The 18230-nt window shown below is 64.2% G+C and carries 16 protein-coding genes; 6 read left to right on the top strand and 10 right to left on the bottom strand.

Features of this window, described 5'->3' with window-relative positions; all coding sequences use genetic code 11:
* Positions 1 to 12 precede the first annotated feature (12 nt).
* On the top strand, positions 13 to 1179 hold the full coding sequence (locus IQ35_RS03095; RefSeq protein ID WP_021245983.1) for a thiolase family protein: 1167 nt from the start codon (positions 13 to 15) through the stop codon (positions 1177 to 1179).
* A gap of 49 nt (positions 1180 to 1228) precedes the next feature.
* On the opposite strand, the gene IQ35_RS03090 is transcribed toward IQ35_RS03095, so the two are convergent.
* The 7 genes from IQ35_RS03090 to IQ35_RS03060 form a co-directional block, all read right to left on the bottom strand.
* On the bottom strand, positions 1229 to 2326 hold the full coding sequence (locus tag IQ35_RS03090) for a phosphotransferase family protein (protein ID WP_145071937.1): 1098 nt from the start codon (positions 2324 to 2326) through the stop codon (positions 1229 to 1231).
* Between the two features lie 180 nt (positions 2327 to 2506).
* Positions 2507 to 3679, bottom strand: coding sequence for a thiolase family protein (locus IQ35_RS03085; RefSeq protein WP_021245985.1), 1173 nt, complete (start codon positions 3677 to 3679; stop codon positions 2507 to 2509).
* A gap of 117 nt (positions 3680 to 3796) precedes the next feature.
* The gene (locus IQ35_RS03080; RefSeq protein WP_021245986.1) at positions 3797 to 4720 is read right to left on the bottom strand and encodes an SDR family oxidoreductase; all 924 of its coding nucleotides are present in this window, start codon (positions 4718 to 4720) and stop codon (positions 3797 to 3799) included.
* 17 nt (positions 4721 to 4737) lie between these two features.
* The gene (locus IQ35_RS03075) at positions 4738 to 5757 is read right to left on the bottom strand and encodes an aldo/keto reductase (protein ID WP_145071936.1); all 1020 of its coding nucleotides are present in this window, start codon (positions 5755 to 5757) and stop codon (positions 4738 to 4740) included.
* Positions 5758 to 5872: 115 nt separating this feature from the next.
* The gene (locus IQ35_RS03070; RefSeq protein ID WP_021245988.1) at positions 5873 to 6820 is read right to left on the bottom strand and encodes an NAD-dependent epimerase/dehydratase family protein; all 948 of its coding nucleotides are present in this window, start codon (positions 6818 to 6820) and stop codon (positions 5873 to 5875) included.
* Between the two features lie 31 nt (positions 6821 to 6851).
* The gene (locus IQ35_RS03065; protein ID WP_021245989.1) at positions 6852 to 8375 is read right to left on the bottom strand and encodes an acyl-CoA synthetase; all 1524 of its coding nucleotides are present in this window, start codon (positions 8373 to 8375) and stop codon (positions 6852 to 6854) included.
* Between the two features lie 2 nt (positions 8376 to 8377).
* Positions 8378 to 9274, bottom strand: coding sequence for an acyl-CoA thioesterase (locus IQ35_RS03060; protein WP_021245990.1), 897 nt, complete (start codon positions 9272 to 9274; stop codon positions 8378 to 8380).
* A 340-nt stretch (positions 9275 to 9614) separates the two neighbouring features.
* Here IQ35_RS03060 and IQ35_RS03055 point away from each other — a divergent pair, with 340 nt between their 5' ends.
* On the top strand, positions 9615 to 9914 hold the full coding sequence (locus IQ35_RS03055; protein ID WP_236614804.1) for a hypothetical protein: 300 nt from the start codon (positions 9615 to 9617) through the stop codon (positions 9912 to 9914).
* 40 nt (positions 9915 to 9954) lie between these two features.
* Positions 9955 to 11451 (top strand): class I adenylate-forming enzyme family protein, encoded by a 1497-nt coding sequence (locus IQ35_RS03050; RefSeq protein ID WP_021245992.1) that lies wholly within the window; start codon positions 9955 to 9957, stop codon positions 11449 to 11451.
* A gap of 105 nt (positions 11452 to 11556) precedes the next feature.
* Here the strand turns inward: IQ35_RS03050 and IQ35_RS03045 are convergent, their stop codons facing one another.
* Both IQ35_RS03045 and IQ35_RS03040 read right to left on the bottom strand, forming a co-directional pair.
* Positions 11557 to 12780 (bottom strand): cytochrome P450, encoded by a 1224-nt coding sequence (locus IQ35_RS03045; RefSeq protein WP_021245993.1) that lies wholly within the window; start codon positions 12778 to 12780, stop codon positions 11557 to 11559.
* Positions 12781 to 12924: 144 nt separating this feature from the next.
* A complete protein-coding gene (locus IQ35_RS03040) occupies positions 12925 to 13917 on the bottom strand; it encodes an enoyl-CoA hydratase/isomerase family protein (RefSeq protein WP_158636575.1) in 993 nt (330 codons plus the stop codon).
* Between the two features lie 148 nt (positions 13918 to 14065).
* Between IQ35_RS03040 and IQ35_RS03035 the strand changes: the two genes are divergently transcribed.
* The 3 genes from IQ35_RS03035 to IQ35_RS03025 all read left to right on the top strand — a co-directional run bounded on the left by IQ35_RS03035 (position 14066) and on the right by IQ35_RS03025 (position 17293).
* Complete coding sequence (locus IQ35_RS03035) at positions 14066 to 14734, top strand: SDR family NAD(P)-dependent oxidoreductase (RefSeq protein ID WP_145071935.1); 669 nt, start codon at positions 14066 to 14068, stop codon at positions 14732 to 14734.
* Between the two features lie 15 nt (positions 14735 to 14749).
* On the top strand, positions 14750 to 16000 hold the full coding sequence (locus IQ35_RS03030) for an acetyl-CoA hydrolase/transferase family protein (RefSeq protein WP_021245996.1): 1251 nt from the start codon (positions 14750 to 14752) through the stop codon (positions 15998 to 16000).
* Between the two features lie 96 nt (positions 16001 to 16096).
* The gene (locus IQ35_RS03025) at positions 16097 to 17293 is read left to right on the top strand and encodes an acetyl-CoA C-acetyltransferase (RefSeq protein ID WP_031291703.1); all 1197 of its coding nucleotides are present in this window, start codon (positions 16097 to 16099) and stop codon (positions 17291 to 17293) included.
* A gap of 29 nt (positions 17294 to 17322) precedes the next feature.
* Here the strand turns inward: IQ35_RS03025 and IQ35_RS03020 are convergent, their stop codons facing one another.
* Positions 17323 to 18162, bottom strand: a complete 840-nt coding sequence (locus tag IQ35_RS03020) for a hypothetical protein (RefSeq protein ID WP_021245998.1) — start codon at positions 18160 to 18162, stop codon at positions 17323 to 17325.
* Between the last annotated feature and the right edge of the window lie 68 nt (positions 18163 to 18230).

Here is an 18230-nt window from a genome sequence, read left to right as displayed (position 1 = left end):
CGAGGATAGGGAATGTCGAATAAATCGGATCCGGTCATATCCGGTGTGGGCCAGTCGGCCGTCGGCAAGTTCGTCGACCGGTCGCCGCTGCTGCTGACCATCGATGCGATCAAGGAAGCGTTGGACGATGCGGGCCTGACGCTGGCGGACATCGACGGCGTGTCCACCTGGCCCGGCCGGGTCGAAACCATGCTGGAGATGGCGCCGGTTGGCTGCGACGACGTGATCGAGGCCCTTCGGCTCAATGTCACCTGGTATAACGGCGCCTACGAAACCGCGGCGCAATATAGCGCGATCGGCGATGCGGTGGCGGCGGTGCGGGCAGGCTGGGCGCGCCACGTCATCGCCTTCCGCACCATTTCCCAAGGGTCGGCGCGCAAGAAGCCCGAAGAATTTCCGTCGGTCCACCCGAAGGGTATTGCCGGCGTCATGGCAAATACGCTGCCTTATCATGCCTATTCCGCCGCGAACTGGGTCGCGCAATATGCGTCGCGCCACTTTCACGATTACGGCACGACCCGTGAGCAGCTCGGCCAGATCGCGATCAACGCCCGGCGCAACGGGGCGCTCAATCCAAAGGCGATCTTTCGCGAACCGATCACCATGGACGATTATCTGGCGGCCCGGATGATCTCGTCGCCGCTCTGCCTGTATGATTGCGACACGCTGTCGGACGCATCCACCGTCGTCATCGTCTCGGCGGCCGACACTGCCAGGGACCTCAGGAACATTCCGATCCGGATCGATGCCGTAGCGCAGGCCCTGCCGGGCCGCTACACGTGGGACCAGCCGGTCGAACCGGCCTGCTATCCCACGGCGCGGCGACTCTGGGAACTGAGCGACTACAGCATAAAGGACGTCGATATCGGCCAGCTTTATGACGGATTCAGTTTTCTGACGTTGCAGTGGATCGAGGCGCTCGGCCTTTGTCCCATCGGCGAAGGGGGACGTTATCTGGAGGGCGGGCATCGCATTGCGCGGGACGGCGAATTCCCGATCAACACCAATGGCGGGCAGATCGCGGCGGGTCGCACCCATGCCTTCGGTTATGTGCGCGAAGCGGTGCGTCAGCTGCGCGGGCAGGCGGGCGAAACCCAGGTGGACCGGGACATGAAGGTTTGCGTTACCGGCGCCGGCGGCGGTCCCCTCTCCATGGCCATGCTGCTGGCCCGCGATTAGAGCCGGTTCGGGATCGACCGACCGTCCAGTCAGTAGTGGGCGCAAGCGCCTACATGCTCGCGAGGAGCTTTGCCGTTTCCAGATCCTCGAAGGCGGTCATTACGCGCAGATGCGCCATCACGCCGATTTCCCAGCCATAATTGACTACCGGCGTGGTCAGCCAGCCGATATAGACATTCCATACCGCCGCGCGCCGATATTCCGTCCAGATATCCTCGCGCGAAGGTGCATCGGCCACACCGTGCGCCTTCAGCCGGTCGAGATAATGATCGAGCAGTTCGCGTTCGTGACGACGGCGATCCTCGATCGACAGGCCCGTGGCGATCAGATAGCCGACGTCATGCATGCAATATCCACGCACGAACAGTTGCCAGTCGAGCAGCCCGCCGCGCCCGTCCGGCAGCAAATAGGTGTTGCCGATATGGGTGTCGCCGTGAAGGATCGTCTGCGGCAGGCGCGCCTGATGAGCCTGCACGGCGCGGAAACCATCGTAGAGCAGTTCTACGGTCAGCCCAAGCCTTTGCACCATTTCGCGCTTGAACTGTTCGGTGCGGACCTGTTCGGCGATCATGGCGGGAACCATGTCGGGCTTGTGGAACATGTCGTGCAGCGGCCCCGCCATATGGCTCTGCACCCAGCTCAGATCGCCCGACAGGCGGGCGCTTTGCCAATAGCGCGCATGAAGGCGCGCCAGCGTATCGATAAGGTCGCCTATGCTGTCCAGCGCAACCGGCACGGTGACGTTGGGGAAACGGATGCCGCGAACCCGCAAATCCTCCATGACGAGCGCCAGAGTGCCGCTTTCCGAATCGAACGCGCTCGCGAACACCTGGGGCGCTTCTATATCCAGCTCGGGTCGCAGGCGCTCATAAAAAGCCACCTCATTGTCATAGAGGGGCTGGGCGGCGAGCACCGTCTGCGCAATCTTGACAACGACGCGCCGTGGAAGATCGGAAGGAGCGGCATAGCCGAGATCGAAGGTGATCCGTCCGGCTGTCGAGACCATGCCCTCGCCATAATAATTGCCTTCGACGACCGTGACCGTTTCCACTTGCGCGCCCGGCCGCTGCTTCTGAAGCAGCTCGGTCAGCAAGCGCGGTGTCCACCCTTCCGCGGTCAGCGGATATTTGACTGCATCCGTCGTCATTCGGCTCCCTCCCGGTAATTATGTCAATGTGCGCCTGTCTGACGTCTTGTACGCCGTTTCTTCAAAGAAGCCATGGTGCTTGCGAAACGCTTTGGCAGAGCCTCCAGGGGACAGGGCCTCAAACGGAAAACGGGGCGGTGTTCCACCCGCCCCGCCTTGCCGGTCGCGCTGTCGCCGCGATCAGACTTCGATGAGAACCGCGCCGCCCTGGCCGCCGCCCGCGCACATCGCGGCGACGCCAAGGCCGCCGCCCCGACGCTTGAGGTCGTTGATGAGCGTGGCCAGCATACGCCCGCCGGAAGCGGAAATCGGGTGGCCGATCGAGCAGCCGCTGCCCGAGATGTTGACGGCATCCTCGCTGATGCCCAGCATACGGCAGGCCGCGAGCGGGACCGAGGCGAAGGCTTCGTTGATTTCCCACAGCGCAATGTCGTCGGCGGAGCGGCCGGTACGCTCCAGCAGCTTGCGGATCGTGTCGATAGCGGCGATGCCCGTATTCTTCGGATTCGCGCCCTTGGCGGTGAAGCCAAGAATCTTCGCGACCGGCGTGATGCCCTCGCCCCTGGCGAAGTCGCCGCTGGTGACCATCAGGGCGGAGGCGGCGTCGTTCACGCCGCTCGAATTGCCCGCCGTGATCGAGAAGCCTTCAATCTCCGGATGCAGAACCTTGAGGCTGGCGAGCTTCTCGGCCGAACTGTCGCGGCGCGGATGCTCGTCGACATCGAAGGTAATGGTGGAGCCGTCCATCTGCAATGCTTCGACGGGCACGATTTCGTCCTTGAAATTGCCCGCATCGATGGCGGCGATGGCGCGCTGGTGCGAACGGAGCGCCCAGGCGTCCATCTCCTCGCGAGTCAGGTTCGCCGCCTGCGCGGTGTTCCAGCCGACCGTGATCGACATGTCCATATTGGGCGCTTCCGGGGTGTCCGGATGCGTCGGCGGCATCCAGAAGTCCTGGATCTCTTCCGTGCCCGGAATGCGCCGGCGCATCATCGGGCCGGTCGAAACGGACATGACGCCGCCCGCGACGATCGCGCGCTCCATGCCAGAGAGGATCGCGCCGGCCGCAACGCCGACCGCGCTCAAGCTGCCCGCGCAATGGCGGTTCACGGCCATGCCGCCCGCCTGGAAGATGCCAAGCTCCACCGCCGCATGGCGCGCCAGAACCCCGCCGCCGTAACCGGACTCCGCGAAGATCACATCGTCGATCAGTTCGGGCGCGACGCCGGAGCGCGCGATGGCCGCCTGGAGGATGGTGGCGGCAAGTTTCTCACCGCTGGTATTGGCCAGGGTTCCCTTGCGCGCGGTAGCGACCGCGGTACGGACGGCGCTGACGATGACAGCTGATGACATAAAACCTCTCTATGTGATGAGATTACAACATGAATGTTCGTCAATTTTCGATATGGCGCTTGCACGCGCCGAAGCAAGCTGTCCAGCGCAATATCGCATATGCTTTGGCACGCGATGTCAACCTCGTTTCCGCGCGCCTGCATCCACCGACCGCGCGGCCTTGTCGGCGGCGTCGGTGCGCCTGATCCGGTCCCGCGCGGCTTGCCAGTCCTCATCCGTCCAGCGGGTGAGGCTGGCGAAGTTCGCGCCATTTTCCTGCCATCCCGCGGCATCCACCGCGATGGTTTGACCGTTCACGAAACTGGAACCTGGCGAGAGGAGGAAGGCGGCGACGTTGGCCAGTTCGTCCGGCCGACCGTTGCGGCGCATGGGATTGGCGACGTCGTTGGAATAGCCCTGTTCCCTGGTGAGAAGGCGAGCGGCCATGCCCTCCGTCGGGAAGGCGCCGGGGCACAGCGCGTTGAGGCGGATGCCGCGTCCGCCCCATTCGACCGCCAACGACTGGGTCATGGCGTTCACGCCGGCCTTCGCCATGGCCGCGGGAACCGCGAAGGGGCCGCCGCTCCAGACCCATGTCGTCAGGATGGAGACGATCGCGCCTTCATCGCCGGCGGCCAGCCAGCGGCGGCCGACCTCCTGCGTCATCAGCCAGCTTCCCCGGAATACCGTATCCGCGATGGCGTCGAACCCGCGCGGGGAAATGTCCTCCGAACGCGAGACGAAATTGGCGGCGGCATTGTTGATGAGGCCGGTCAGCGCTCCGCCGTCGGCCCATATGGTGTCGGCTAACGCGGTGAGGGATTCGGCCGAGCGGATATCGCATATGATGCCGCGCACGCTTTCCCGTCCGACAAGCGCGTTGATCGCGTCCGCCGTTTCCTCCAGCAGCGTGCCGCGTCGGCCGCAGATATAGACGCGCGCGCCCAGATGGGCGCAACCCTCCGCCATGATGCGGCCCAGCCCGCTGCCGCCCCCGGTGATGAGGATGCGCGCTTCTTTCAGCGCATCGGGGCGCAGCACCAACTTGCTCGCGTCTATCATAAGGCCGTTCCTCCGCCTTATCGGACCGCGACGACCGCGGGATCCTTTGCGAACCGCGAGAGGAAGGATTGGGGATAGGGCAGTTCGACCGACGCTGCGGCATCGAGCCGGGCGCGCTCATCTTCGGTCAGTATGAGGTCGGATGCCTCAAGATTCTGCCGCATCTGGGTTTCGTCGGCGAAACCGATGATGACAGTCGACACCGAAGGGCGATCGGCGAGCCAGGACAGGGCGATCGCCGCGACCGACGTTCCGCGTCCCCCGGCTATTTCGCGCAGGACATCGACGATGTCGAACCCGCGTTCCCGATCGAAGGGCACGATGTCGAGTGTGGCGATGCGCCCGCCGCCGCCGGTGGGATTGTCGCGCGTATATTTGCCCGACAGGAAACCGCCCGCCAGCGGACTCCACACCATCGTGCCCACGCCCGCGTCGAGGGCGAAAGGCACATAGTCATGTTCGATGTCGCGGCCGACGAGCGAATAATACATCTGCCCGGTCACGAAAGGCGCCCAGTCATTGGCCTTTTGCAGCGCGACGGCCTTTGCCGCCTCCCATGCGGGCCAGTTGGAAAAGCCGAGATAGCGCACCTTGCCTTCCTGGACCACGCGATCCAGCGCGGCCAGCGTTTCCTCCAGCGGCGTGGTGGGATCGTTGCGGTGGCACAGCAGCACGTCGACATGATCCGTGCCCAGCCGTTCCAGGCTGGCATTAAGCGACTGGTTGATGTTCCGCGCGGACAGGCCGCTGTCGTCCAGCCGATTGCTCATGCGCATGCCGACCTTGGTTGCGATCACGGCATCGTTGCGGCGCGCGCCCAGCGCCGCGCCCAATATCCGCTCCGACTCGCCGGCATGATAGACATTGGCCGTGTCGAAGAAGTTCACGCCTGCGTCCAACGCCTGACCGATCAGGCGATCGGACTCGCTCGATCCCAGCCGGGCCAGCGCCGGGCTCATGCCCGAACCCATGGTCATGGTCCCGAAGGCCATGCGCGATACTACAAGGCCGCTATTTCCCAGACGTGCGTAGCGCATAGAACCCTCCTCGACATCATCAAATATCTTCGCTCTTCCTGCCACGAGCGGAAAGGCCGCGTCCATCAAGGACGGCGATCCATCCTTAGTGCGATGAATGGCCGGACGGCCGGAATCAAGCCCCCGGCCTGGCGGAGGCCGATGGCGCCGACCGGCCGGCGCTCATCCGCTCCTTGAAGACGGGGTTGACCACTTCCTGCAATATGTCGAGCTTATCGGGATGCGGCGCCCAGCCCAGTTCCCGCCGGGCGCGCGGGGAACGCGAGCGGCTGCATACGCTGAACGTAATCAGGGCGGTGAACTTGTCCCAGATTTCGGCGGCTTCGGCGAAAGAGACGCTACGCGCCGGCACGCCCAGATGCCGGGCGATCGTCTCGGCCATGGTGCGGTAATTCTGCTCGCCGGAAACGCAATGATAGAGCGCGCCGCTCACGCCCTTTTCGAGCGCCAGCATGAAGGCGTGCGCCATGTCCTCGACATGGACGTTGGAATAGAGGTTAAGCCCCGCGCCGAGATAGCAGACCGCGCCCGTCTTTGCGGCGGAGGCATAGAAATCCTCGATCACCTTGTTCTGGCCGTTGCCCCACATCAGCGGCGGGCGCATGACCATGGCGCGCAGGCCGCGGTCCTTGAAAGCGCGCACCATATTCTCCGTGTCGAGCCGCGCGCCGATATATTTGGAGGGCACGAAGGGATCGTCCTCGGCAAAGCTGTCCTCGCTCCAGTTGCCGTCGGTCTTCTGGGAAATGAGGCCGGTGCCCGACGTGAAGATGAAGGTTTTGCCGCTGCCTTCCAGATGCTCGAGCATCGCCTTGGCGGCGGCATATTCCTCGTCCAGCATCAACTGCGCGATGGAGATCACGGCCTCTACCCGGTCGAGATGCGGCAGGACGGACGCGATGTCCTTGAGATCGCCCCTCACCGGTTCGATGCCGGCGCCCCGCAGCTTGTCCGCGCTCGCCTCGCTCCGCGCCAGCCCCAGCACCTGATGCCCGCAGGCCAGCGCCTCCTTCGCGATATGCGTGCCGAGATAGCCTGTCGCGCCGCAAATAAGCAGTTTCATGGGCCTGGTCCTCTCCATTGCCGTTCGTCGTTCAACCGTCGTAGCGGGCCTTGAGTTCGCGCTTGAGCAGCTTGCCATTTTCATGCCGGGGCAGCCTGTCCACGAAATCGACGCTGCGCGGGCATTTGAAACCGGCCAGCCTGTCGCGGCAGAAAGCGATCAAATCCCGCGCCATCGCATCATCCGGCGATCCGGCGGCTTCCGGACGAAGCTCCACAACCGCCTTCACTTCCTCGCCATATTCGGGATTGGGAACGCCGATCACGGCCACGTCGGCGACGGCAGGATGGTTGATCAACTGGTTTTCCACTTCCTGCGGATAAATATTGACCCCGCCGGAAATGATCATGTTGCTCTTGCGGTCGGCCAGGAACAGATAGCCGTCCTCATCCACCCAGCCGATATCGCCGTTGCAGCCCCAGCCGTCCGCGTCGAAGAAGCCTTCGGTCTTTTCCGCGTCATTATGGTAGACGAAACGGGGGGTCGCCTCGAAATAGAGAAGGCCCGGCTCACCCGGAGGAAGCAGGCGGCCATCCTCGCCTGCCACGCGGACGCGGCCGCTGAGGGGGCGGCCGACGGTGCCCGGTTTGCGCAGCCATTCTTCCGACGTGACGGTGCAGAAGCCGGCGGCCTCGCTCGCGGAATAGAATTCTTCGACGACCGGTCCCAGCCATTCGATCATGGCGCGCTTGACGTCGGGCGGGCAGGGGGCGGCCGCATGGACCACATGCCTCAGGCTCGACAGGTCGTAGCGGTTGCGCACCTCCTCGGGCAGCCGAAGCAGGCGGATAAGGTGGATGGGCACGCAATTGATATGCGTGACGCGGTATTTTTCCACCGCCGCGAGCAGAGCTTCGGGATCGAATCGCTCCATGACGACGACCGTGCCGTCCAGTCCCTGCGCCGCCTGCGACCAGCCCATGGGCGCCGCGTGGTAAAGCGGGGCGGGAATGAGCAGCACGGTATCCGCATCGATGGAGAAGATAGTGCCGAGCAGCTCTTCCCCCGCCGTGGACGAGGCGAAGGGGGCATTGCCCAGCGCGCGCAATATCCCCTTCGGCCGGCCGGTCGTTCCCGACGAATAGAACATGGGATTGCCGTCCGGGCCATCGGGCAGGGGTGTGGCAGGGGCCGATGCGATTGCCTCCTCCACGGCCACGAACCCGTCGATCGCGCCCCCGATGGACAGCCGGAGAACGAGCGCGTCATCGTCCGCGGCAATCGCCTTCGCCACATCGCCCAACGATGCCGATGCAACAAGCGCCCGTGCGTCGCTGTTGCGGACGATATAGCCTGCTTCGTCCAGGGTAAGATGCCAGTTGACCGGCACGAAGTGAAGGCCGGCCCGGCGTGCCGCCCATGCGGCGACCAGATAGCCGGGTTCGTTCGCGCAGATCATGGCGATACGATCGCCCGCGCGCAATTCGGTCAGCAGGACGCGCGCCAGTTGTTCGGCCTGTGCGAGCAACTGCGCATAGGTAGTGACGTCGCCCGAACCGGCCATGATCGTTGCCGGTTTGTCGGGATGGTCCCGGGCTGTGGTGATGATCGACATTTTCAGACGGCTCCTCGGGCTTTTCGGATCAGCGCTTCCTGCATCACGGTCGCGACCAGAACGCCCGACCTGTCGTACAGCGAACCCCTCGAAAGACCTCTCCCGCTGGACGCCGAAGGGCTTTCCGTATCGTAAAGAAGCCATTCGTCAGCCTTGGCGGGGCGGTGAAACCACAAGGCGTGGTCCAGGCTCGATATATAGAAGCGCCCGGGCACCGCGACCGCATGGATATTCATCGCCACCCCGCTCAGCCAGAAATCGGAAAGATAGGTCAGTATCTGCTGATGAACGGCGGGATCGTCGCTGCCCGCGGCGGCGGGCGCACGAAGCCATATGCGCCGCACGGGCTCGTCGAGCCGTTCGACTAGCTGGCGCCAGTCAACCAGCTTGAAATCGATGGGGCCGGACTTTTCGGAACAGTAACGCGCATAGGCCCCCAGCCGTTCGGGTTCGGCCGCGATCAGTTCGTTCATGGTCGGAAGATCTTCGGGCTGCGGAACCGCGGGGGCCGTGAGTTGGTGCTCGAACCCCTCTTCGCCCGTATGGAAGGAACATTCCATGTGCAGTATCGGCACGCCGTTCTGCAACGCCGTCACGCGGCGGGTCGAAAAGCTTCTCCCGTCGCGCGTCTTATCCACCTGATAGATGACCGGGCGGTCGCAGTCGCCGCCCCGCAGGAAATAGCCGTGCAGCGAATGGCAGCGCAGCTCCGGCCCGACGGTCGCGCCGGCCGCCGCCTGCGCCTGTGCAATGACCTGTCCCCCATAGAGGACGCCGTTGGTGTTTCTCTGATTGACGAGATTGCGGAACAGCAGCGTATCCAACTGCTCCAGAGTTACAAGAGCCAGTACGTCGATGTCGTTCCACGGGTCGACATCGGGCAAATGTTGCGCTGACATGTCTGGATCATTATCCTTGAAGGCGGCAATCATATGGGGCGGAGCGGTGCGGCGTGGCATACCGGCCGCGATGGAATCCCGGTTCCATGATAATGGCAGGAGAGGTCGGTCATGCTCGTCCTTCTTCGGATGTCTCGCCCATCATGTCACAGCGCCCCCCCCGCCTGCCACCCCATTGCCATGCGTATCACATAGATGATTATGCCATGACGATAGCGCGGCGCTGTAACCTCTTTTGCGGCACGGCACAGGCCGTGAGCCTCTTGCCACGCTGGCATCAGGCGATATGAGAGGATGACGAATCAACCAGGCGGCAAGGCCGCAAGGGAAAGTGAGCAAGATGCAATTGAAGGCGGGCACCAAGCTGCACAGCAGCGTGTGTGATACCGATGTGATGGTCATCAAGGGCAGCGGCGATGTGGCGCTGACCTGCGGCGGTGCGGAAATGGTCACCGCCCGTACCGGCGCGCCCGGTCAGATCGACCCTGGCTTCGCGAGCGGCACCGCGATGGGCAAGCGTTACCAGACGGATGACGGATCGGTCGAGCTGTTGTGCATAAAGCCCGGAAAGGGCACGCTCGCGGTTAACGGGGTCGCGCTGGAAATCAAGGCCGCCAAGGCCCTTCCATCTTCGGACTGATCAGGACTTTTCCTCCGACCTTAGGAGCGCGCGACGCAGCATGAATATCTCTCTCGTCCTGCAAATGGCGGCCGACACCTTCCCGGATCGGATCGCGCTGACGCATAATGGCGTGCATTACAGCTATGGCCGCCTCTATGCGTCGGCGCAGGCGGCGGCCGCCCGCATTGTCGAGAGCGGCGCGGCCTATGTATCCTATCTGGGCGAGAGCAGCCCCGCGACCGTCGTCGCGCTGTTCGGCGCGGCCATGGCGGGCAAGCCGTTCGCGCCGCTCAACTACCGTCTGACGGTGCCGGAAACGAACCGGCTGATCGAGCGGCTGTTTCCCGTTTTCCTCATCACCGATCTCGACAAGGCCGCAAGCGTTCCCGATGGCGCGGCGCGGGTGCTGATGACGGGGCCGGAATTCCTGGCGGCGACCGCATCGGAGGAGCCGGGCGAATGGGATGCGCCGCAAGACGAGGAGGGCGTTGCCGTTCAGCTCTTTACGAGCGGCACCACCGGCGAGCCGAAAGCGGCATTGCTGCGGCATCAGAATCTGCTCGGCTATGTGCTGGGCACGATCGATTTCGCTTCCGCCGAAGAGGATGAGGCGACGCTGGTTTCCGTGCCGCCCTATCACATCGCGGGCATTTCGGCGATTCTCAGCTCCATCTACGCGATGCGCCGGATCGTCCAGCTGCCGCAGTTCACGCCCGCCGAGTGGCTGAAGCAATGCTGTGATCAATCCGTGACGAACGCCTTCGTCGTGCCCACCATGTTGACGCGCATCATTGCGCACATCGACGAGACGAATGAGCAACCCAATCTCCAGGCGTTGCGCGCCCTGGCATTCGGTGGGGGCAAGATGCCGCTTCCGGTGGTGGAGCGGGCGTTGACGCTGTTTCCTGAGGTCGCCTTCGCCAATGCCTATGGCCTTACCGAAACAAGCTCGACCATCGCGCTGCTGGGACCGGAGGATCATCGTGAAGCGCATAATCATCCCGATCCGCTCGTTGCCCGCCGTCTGGATTCGGTCGGCAAGCCGCTCCCGACCGTCGAGGTCGAGATTCGCGGTGAGGATGGCAGCGTCCTTGGCCCCAATGAACTGGGCGAGGTATTCGTTCGCGGACCGCAGGTGTCGGGCGAATATCAGGGCCGCAAGCTCACCGACGATGATGGCTGGTTTCCAACCCGCGATTCCGGCTTTATCGACGATCACGGGTTCCTGTTCCTGGCCGGCCGCATTGACGATGTCATCGTGCGGGGCGGCGAAAATATCTCGCCCGGTGAAGTCGAGAAGGTGTTGCGAAGCCATGATGGCGTCGAGGACGTCGCCGTAGTGGGCGTGCCGTCGGTCGAATGGGGCGAAACGCTGGCGGCGGCTGTCGTTCTGAAGCCGGCTGTTACCGTCACGGAGCAAGAGTTGCAGGATCTGGTACGCAAGCAGCTCCGCTCCTCGCGCGTGCCGGAGCATATCCGCTTCGTCGATGCGTTGCCCTATAATGAGATGGGCAAGCTGCTGCGTCGCAACGTCAAGGCTATCTTCGCCGATTGATCCGGCCGATGCCGGGATCGCCCGCCGCCCTTTTGGGGCGGCGGACAAAATATCGATGGAAGAGGCACGGCCCGTCCTTTTTCGGATCGTGACGATCCCGGCGGTTCAGGCCGGGTCCCACGCCAGCGGCAGACGCGCGACGCCCCAAACGCCTTCTGTATGCCATTCGGCGGTCTCACCCTCGGGAATGTGGATGTTCCTGAAGCGCGACAGCCACTCCTCCATAACGATCTTCAACTCGCGCTTGGCGAGGTGGATGCCCAGGCAATTGTGAACGCCTGTGGCAAGCGTGACGTGGCGCGCCTTGCGGCTGGGATCGATGCGGTGCGGATCGGCATATTCCCGCGGATCGCGGCTGGCGAGATAGGTGGGCAGGACGACGATCTCGCCCGTCTTGAACCCGACTCCGTGAAATTCGAAATCCTCCGTCACATGGCGGATCGTGTATGTCACGCCGAACGCCCGAAGAAATTCATCCACTGCGCCGGGAATATCCTCTGGATGGTCGCGGAGGCGGGTTTGCAGGGCCTGGTCCTGGGCAAGGTGGCGGAAATGCCAGCCAAGGCTGCTCGCCACCGTATCCAGCCCGCCGAGGTAGAGCACCATCAGCATGCCCATCGCCTCGCCATGGTCAAGCTGACGGCCCTGGATTTCGGCATTCGCGATCAAACTGCCCAGATCGCCTGCCGGCATATGCCGGCGTTTTTCGAGGAAATCCTCCATATATGCCCGGATCGAGCGGATGCCCACAACCCGCGTGGGGATGTCGCCGCCACGGAAAAAGGCGTGCTCCCATTCCAGGAATTGGTCGAGATTCTCGTGGGGCAAACCCATCAGCGACAGGAAAACCAGGGACGGGAACTGGGTGGCGAATTCCTCGACGAATTCGCAGGACTGCCTGCCTTCAAATCGGTCCAGAATCGACCGGCAGGTGTCTCGTACCATCGCGTCCATCTTGTTGACGGCGCTGGGCTGGAACCAGGGCTGCAGAACCTGCCGATATTTGGTGTGCGCGGGCGGGTCGATCTCCAGCGGGTTGAGGCACCAATCCACGCCCAGCAGATCGGCGGCGCCGCTGTTGCTGGCGCTGGAAAGATGGCCGTGATCCATGAACGCGTCCCGGACAAGCGCATAACGGGTCAGGATCCAACCCGGACTGCCGCGATACGCATGGGGCGACCAGATGATATCCGGTCCGTCATGAAGCCGTGCGGCCGCAAGATAAGGATCGTTCATGTCCCGCACGAAGCGATCCATGTCACCGTTCCACACCAGATCCGGCGGCACATGGTCGGGAATTCGCACCGTATCGATGGAAATATCTGTCATAATCCTCCCCAGTTCTGCTTTTGCGGCCAATATATCAGCGGCCGGCGACCGATGTAATGGGATAAATCGGCCTTTGAGAAGTTGTCATATATGTGCGCCGGTCGAGAGCCTGGCGCGCGCGCATCGTCGGCATGGCGCGCGCCGCTAATTCTCGATCGCGTCGATCAGCCCCCATTTTAGCGCCGTCCGCGCGCTGATGCGCTGGCCGGTCATCATCAGCCACGCGGCGCCCTGCCGCCCGATCCTCTTGGTCACGCTCACACATCCGCCCGCGCCGGGAATGAGGCCCATGGAGACTTCGGGCAGGCGCAGGAAAGCGGTCGGCGTGGCCGTCACATGGCCGCCGAAAGCCGCGATTTCCACGCCCGCGCCGACGCAGGCGCCATGCAGGTGGAAATGATATTTGTGGCCGTGATCGGCGAGCATACGCGCGGGCAGGCGCTCGGAACGGATGAAATGGCCGGCCGCTCCGCTGCCGACCCGTCCGAAATCGCTCAACGCCCCGCCGATGCTGAAACTGTCGCCGGCCCCCCGTACATGGACGCGTTTCACATCGTCGTCCATCGCCGCCAGCGAAAATGCCTCGAACAGGGCGTCGCGCATCTCGACGTTGATCTCGTTGCGTCCTTCCGGGCGATTGAGGAGGATATCGAGCATGTCATCCCGCCGCTCCAGGATCAGCGGCGGACTGTCGGCGGGCTTCGATAGAGGCGTTTGCGCCTGTTCCGGCAGCGCGGCCAGCCAGCAGCGAAATTCCTCACCCTGCTGAAGCGTGGCGAAGGCGAGGGACTCGACCACAAGCCCGGCCTGCATCGGCAGTTGTTCGATCAGGCGCAATGTTTGAACCAGCACCGTCGAAGCGACGGGGTTGGCCGCAACCACGGCCTCGAGCCGCTCCACCTCGCCAGGGGTCGGAAGGGAAAGATCGAACCCCTTGAGCCGGACCCGTTCCGTCGTCAGCGCGATCGATGGGCAAGGCAGGCGGTTGAGCCAGGCTTCGGCATGGGCCGCGACCCCCGCGGGATCGCCGTCGAACGCCGTGAAATCCACGATGACGCAGCCGCCCGGCGCGATACCGAGCGACAGCGGATCATAATGTGTGAGACCGGTTGCCAATCCTTCCGCTTCGACTCGCACGCATCCTCCCGCACCGCTGTTGCAAGGGCCGTCATAGCATTTCCGGCGCAAACCATCGCCATCTTGATGCCGGATGCCTCTTTGCGGCGTCTGCTTGGCGCTTTGGTGAAGCGCTGCTATTTCGCGCATTGGACATGCAGGCGAAGGAATGGCAATGGCGAATGTGATCGTGGCGGGTGGTCTGGGTATCCTGGGCCGAGGCGTTGTCGCGGAGCTTGCCGCGCGCGGGCACAAAGTGGCCGTGGTCGACTTCGCCAACGGCGCGATTGAAGGCGCCGAGGTGATCGGCGGCTGCGACCTGGCCGACGAAGCCGCGGTGTCGGCCGCCTATGCGAAGGCGGACAAAGCGCTCGGCGGCATCGATGGCCTGGTCAATGTAGCGGGCGGTTTCGTCTGGGAACTGGTCGACGGCGGCTCGCTGGACAGCTGGGACCGGATGTATCGGATGAACGTGCGCACCGCGATAGCCTCCTCGCGCGCCGTGCTTCCCTATCTTAAGGCCGGCAGCGCCATCGTGAATGTCGGCGCGGCTGCGGTTGCCGCCCCGGGCGCGGGCATGGCGCCCTATACCGCATCCAAGGCAGGCGTGGCCGCCCTGACCGAGAGCCTTGCCGAGGAGCTGAGGGAAAAGGGCATCCGCGTCAATGCGGTGCTGCCCACGATCATCGACACGCCCGTCAACCGGGCCGACATGCCGGACGCCGACACGTCCAGTTGGGTGAAGCCGTCGTCCGCGGCGAAGGTTATCGCCTTCCTGCTCTCCCAAGAGGCGGCCAGCATCACGGGCGTCGGTATCAAGCTGTCGCTGGCCGGCTGACCCGCGCGGATAGCCATGGCAAACGCACTCGATACGATATGGCGGGAGTTTCAGCCCGGCAGGACCATTTATCTCCCGGGCGCGACCGGAGAATCGCTTGCCCTTGCATCGGCGCTGGGGGGCGATCCCGAACGCGCAGCCGGCGTGCACCTGCTCAGCTGCCTCGTTCCGGGCATGAACGAGGCGCTGGATTATGGCGGTCTCGCGGCTGACGGCACCGCCACGACCTTCCTCCTGCCCGGCTGCATGCGGGAAAGTTTCAAGCGCGGGCAGGTGTCGCTGATCCCGCGTACCTATTGGGGCATCGCGCAGCAGTTCCAGGCGACGCGCTGCGATGTTGCCATCGCCCATGTGGCCCCCCCCGACGCCAACGGCCTCTGTTCGCTTGGTATTGCCAGCGACTTCGCGCCCTTGATCTGGCCGCAGGCAGCGGTGAAGATATTGCTCGTCAATCCTTCCATGCCGCGCCTGCCCCGCGCCCTGTCGCTCCCGCTGGCGGACGCGGACGTCGTCGTCACGCTGGACGGCCCGTTGGTGGAGGCGGCGCCGGCGGCATCCAATGAGGAAGTGGAGGCAATCGCCGCCAAGGTCGCGGCGCTTGTCCCCGATGGTGCGCATATCCAGACGGGTATCGGTGGCGCGCCCGGTGCGATCTGGAAATATTTGCGCGGTCATCGCGGTCTGGTGCTGCGATCGGGAATGGTGAATGATTGGCTGCTCGATCTGCGTGACGCCGGCGCACTTGCGGAGGATGCCCGCCATCTCGCCGGAATCGCCTATGGCACGCGGGCCTTGTACGACGATCTGGCCGGGTCGGATCTTGTCGGCTTTGCCACCACCTTCGAGACGCACGGGCTTCCCGCGCTGGTCGCGTTGCCGCGCCTCACCAGCGTCAATGGAGCGCTGGAAGTCGACCTGTTCGGACAGATCAATGTCGAGTGGCAGGGCGCCGCCTTGTCGAGCGGTGTAGGCGGCGGGCCGGATTTCATGCGCGCGGCCACCTTCTCGCCCGGGGGCCGTTCCATCATCGCGCTGCCCGCCACCGCGAAACGCGGGACATTGTCGCGTATCGTCGCGCGGCTGGACAAACCCAGCGTGGGCATCGCCCGGTCGGACATCGATACCGTCGTGACGGAGCATGGGGTAGCGGAATTGCGCGACAAGGGCATGGATCAGCGTGCCGAGGCCCTGATCGCCATCGCCGCTCCCGAATTTCAGGCGGAATTGGCGGAGGGATGGCGTAACTTGCGAGCGACCTTTCGATAATCATCTCATCTTTGCTGGATGAGCGGCGGTTTCGGCTGTAGCTGCTCCCTATATCGGCTTTCGTGACGCAGCCCGACCCAACAGGAGACAAGACCCGTGAGACGTGCAGCAATCGTATCCCCCCTCAGGACCGCCGTGGGCGCCTTCGGTGGCGCGCTGAGGCCGCTGAAGATGGAAGACCTGGGCACCATCGTCATCAAGGCGCTGGTGGAGCGGACGGGCATCGATCCGGAGCGGATCGAGGATGTCGTCTTCGGCCATGCCTATGGCAGCGGGGAAGCGCCCGCGCTGGGCCGCTGGTGCGCGCTGAACGCGGGGCTGCCGATCAGCGTGGCGGGCATGGAGATGGAGCGCCGCTGCGGCAGCGGCCTGATGGCGATCTCCACCGCCGCGATGATGGTGCAGACGGGCGCGGCCGATGTGGTGATAGCGGGCGGCGCCGAATCGATGAGCAATTGCGAATTCTATTCGACCACGCAGCGCTGGGGCTCGCGGGCCGGCAGCGTGACGCTCTATGATCGACTGGAACGCGGCCGCGTCCGCTCGCAGCCCGAATGGCGCTTCGGGGTTATCCGGAGCATGATGGAAACCGCCGACAATCTGGCAAAGGATTATGGCATCACCCGCGAGGAGGCGGACGAATATGCCGTGCGCAGCCAGCAGCGGGCCGCCGCCGCCTGGGCCGAGGGCAAGTTCGCCAACGAACTGGTCCCGGTTCCCGTGCCGCAGCGCAAGGGCGATCCCATCATCTTCGACCGGGACGAGGGCATTCGCGGCGACAGCAGCATGGAGGCGCTCGCCAAGCTGCGTGTGGTCCATGAAGGCGGCGTCACCACCGCGGGCAACAGCAGCCAGCAGAATGACGCAGCTTCGGCCTGCCTCGTCGTGGCGGAGGATCTGCTGGACGAGCTGAAACTCGAACCCATGGCTTTTTTCGTGAACTGGGCGCTCGCCGGCTGCGAGCCGTCGCGCATGGGCATCGGTCCCGTGCCCGCGACGGAAAAGCTGCTCAGGAAAACCGGGCTGTCGCTTGACCAGATGGACCTGGTCGAACTGAACGAAGCGTTCGCGGCGCAGGTGCTGGCGGTGCTCAAGGGATGGAACTGGCACGATCCCGACAAGTTCAACGTCAACGGCTCCGGTATTTCGCTGGGGCACCCCATCGGCGCCACCGGCGGCCGTATCCTTGCGACGATGCTCAACGAACTGGAGCGGCGCAAGGGACGCTACGCGCTGGAAACGATGTGCATCGGCGGCGGACAAGGCATTGCGGCGATCTTCGAGCGCGCCTGACGAAATCGGGAAAGGACGAAGGGCGCGGCCTATATAATCGGCCCGAACGCCGCCGATCCGGATGCGACCAGCCGTCCGTCGCGCCCTTCGTCGATCAGCGACAATTCCGCCGCGCCGACCCGGCCCGAGGAGGAAAACGGAGTCACGTCGACGCGGAATGGACCTGTCGTCCCCGCGGACACGAACATCACCTCCCAATCGACGACCCGCTGGCCTGATTCGCGGGCGAGGTCGTCAGCCGCCGCGTCGAACAGGACATGGATGGGGCCAAGGTGCAGCGACCCGCTGGTCGAACGGCTGCCGGCGGTCAGGGCGGGCAGGCGCCACGAGCCTCTATCGTCCTGCCAGCCGCCGAACACCTTTACCAGCGGCGGAAGATCGCGATCCTCCATGTCATCGGGCAGAGGGAAGGGCTTGCCGCCCTCCGCCGGCGCTTCGCCCAGCTTGATGCCGATGCCGCGCGTCAGCGCAATGATCCGGTGGGGATTGTCCTGGTCGGCGACGACGGTGCGGCTGAAGCCCAGGTTCCGGCCAAGGCGCAGCGTCCGCTGCTGCATTGTCACCGTCTTCACGTCGATGCCTGGATCGACGATGCTGAGGCCCGCCGAAACCGGAGCGGGGACCGCGTTGAAGTCGCTGAACCCCGTCTCCGCCGTGGCAATGGCGAGCGCGGCGGGACGGATGCCGCCGTGCCAGTCGCGCATGTCGGACCGTATCTTCATGGTGCCGATGGGCAGGTCGTGCATGTCCTGCGACTTGCGGCCCAGATAGCGGTAGGTGAGGAGTCCGTCCTCCCCCATCGCCTCATTGAGGCGGTCCCAGAAATCGTCGTTGGTCGCCTCGCGAAGATCACCGCTGCCGCCGTTCATCCGGCCTCTCCTTTGTCACCATTTGGATATCGCGGCGAATAGGCCCTCTCACCCGTGCCGGAGTCAAG

The organism is Sphingobium wenxiniae (assembly GCF_007830065.1).
In the GTDB taxonomy this organism is placed as follows: Bacteria; Pseudomonadota; Alphaproteobacteria; order Sphingomonadales; family Sphingomonadaceae; genus Sphingobium; species Sphingobium wenxiniae.
Note: the sequence above shows the minus strand (reverse complement) of the source record. Positions and strands in the feature narration are given on the sequence as shown.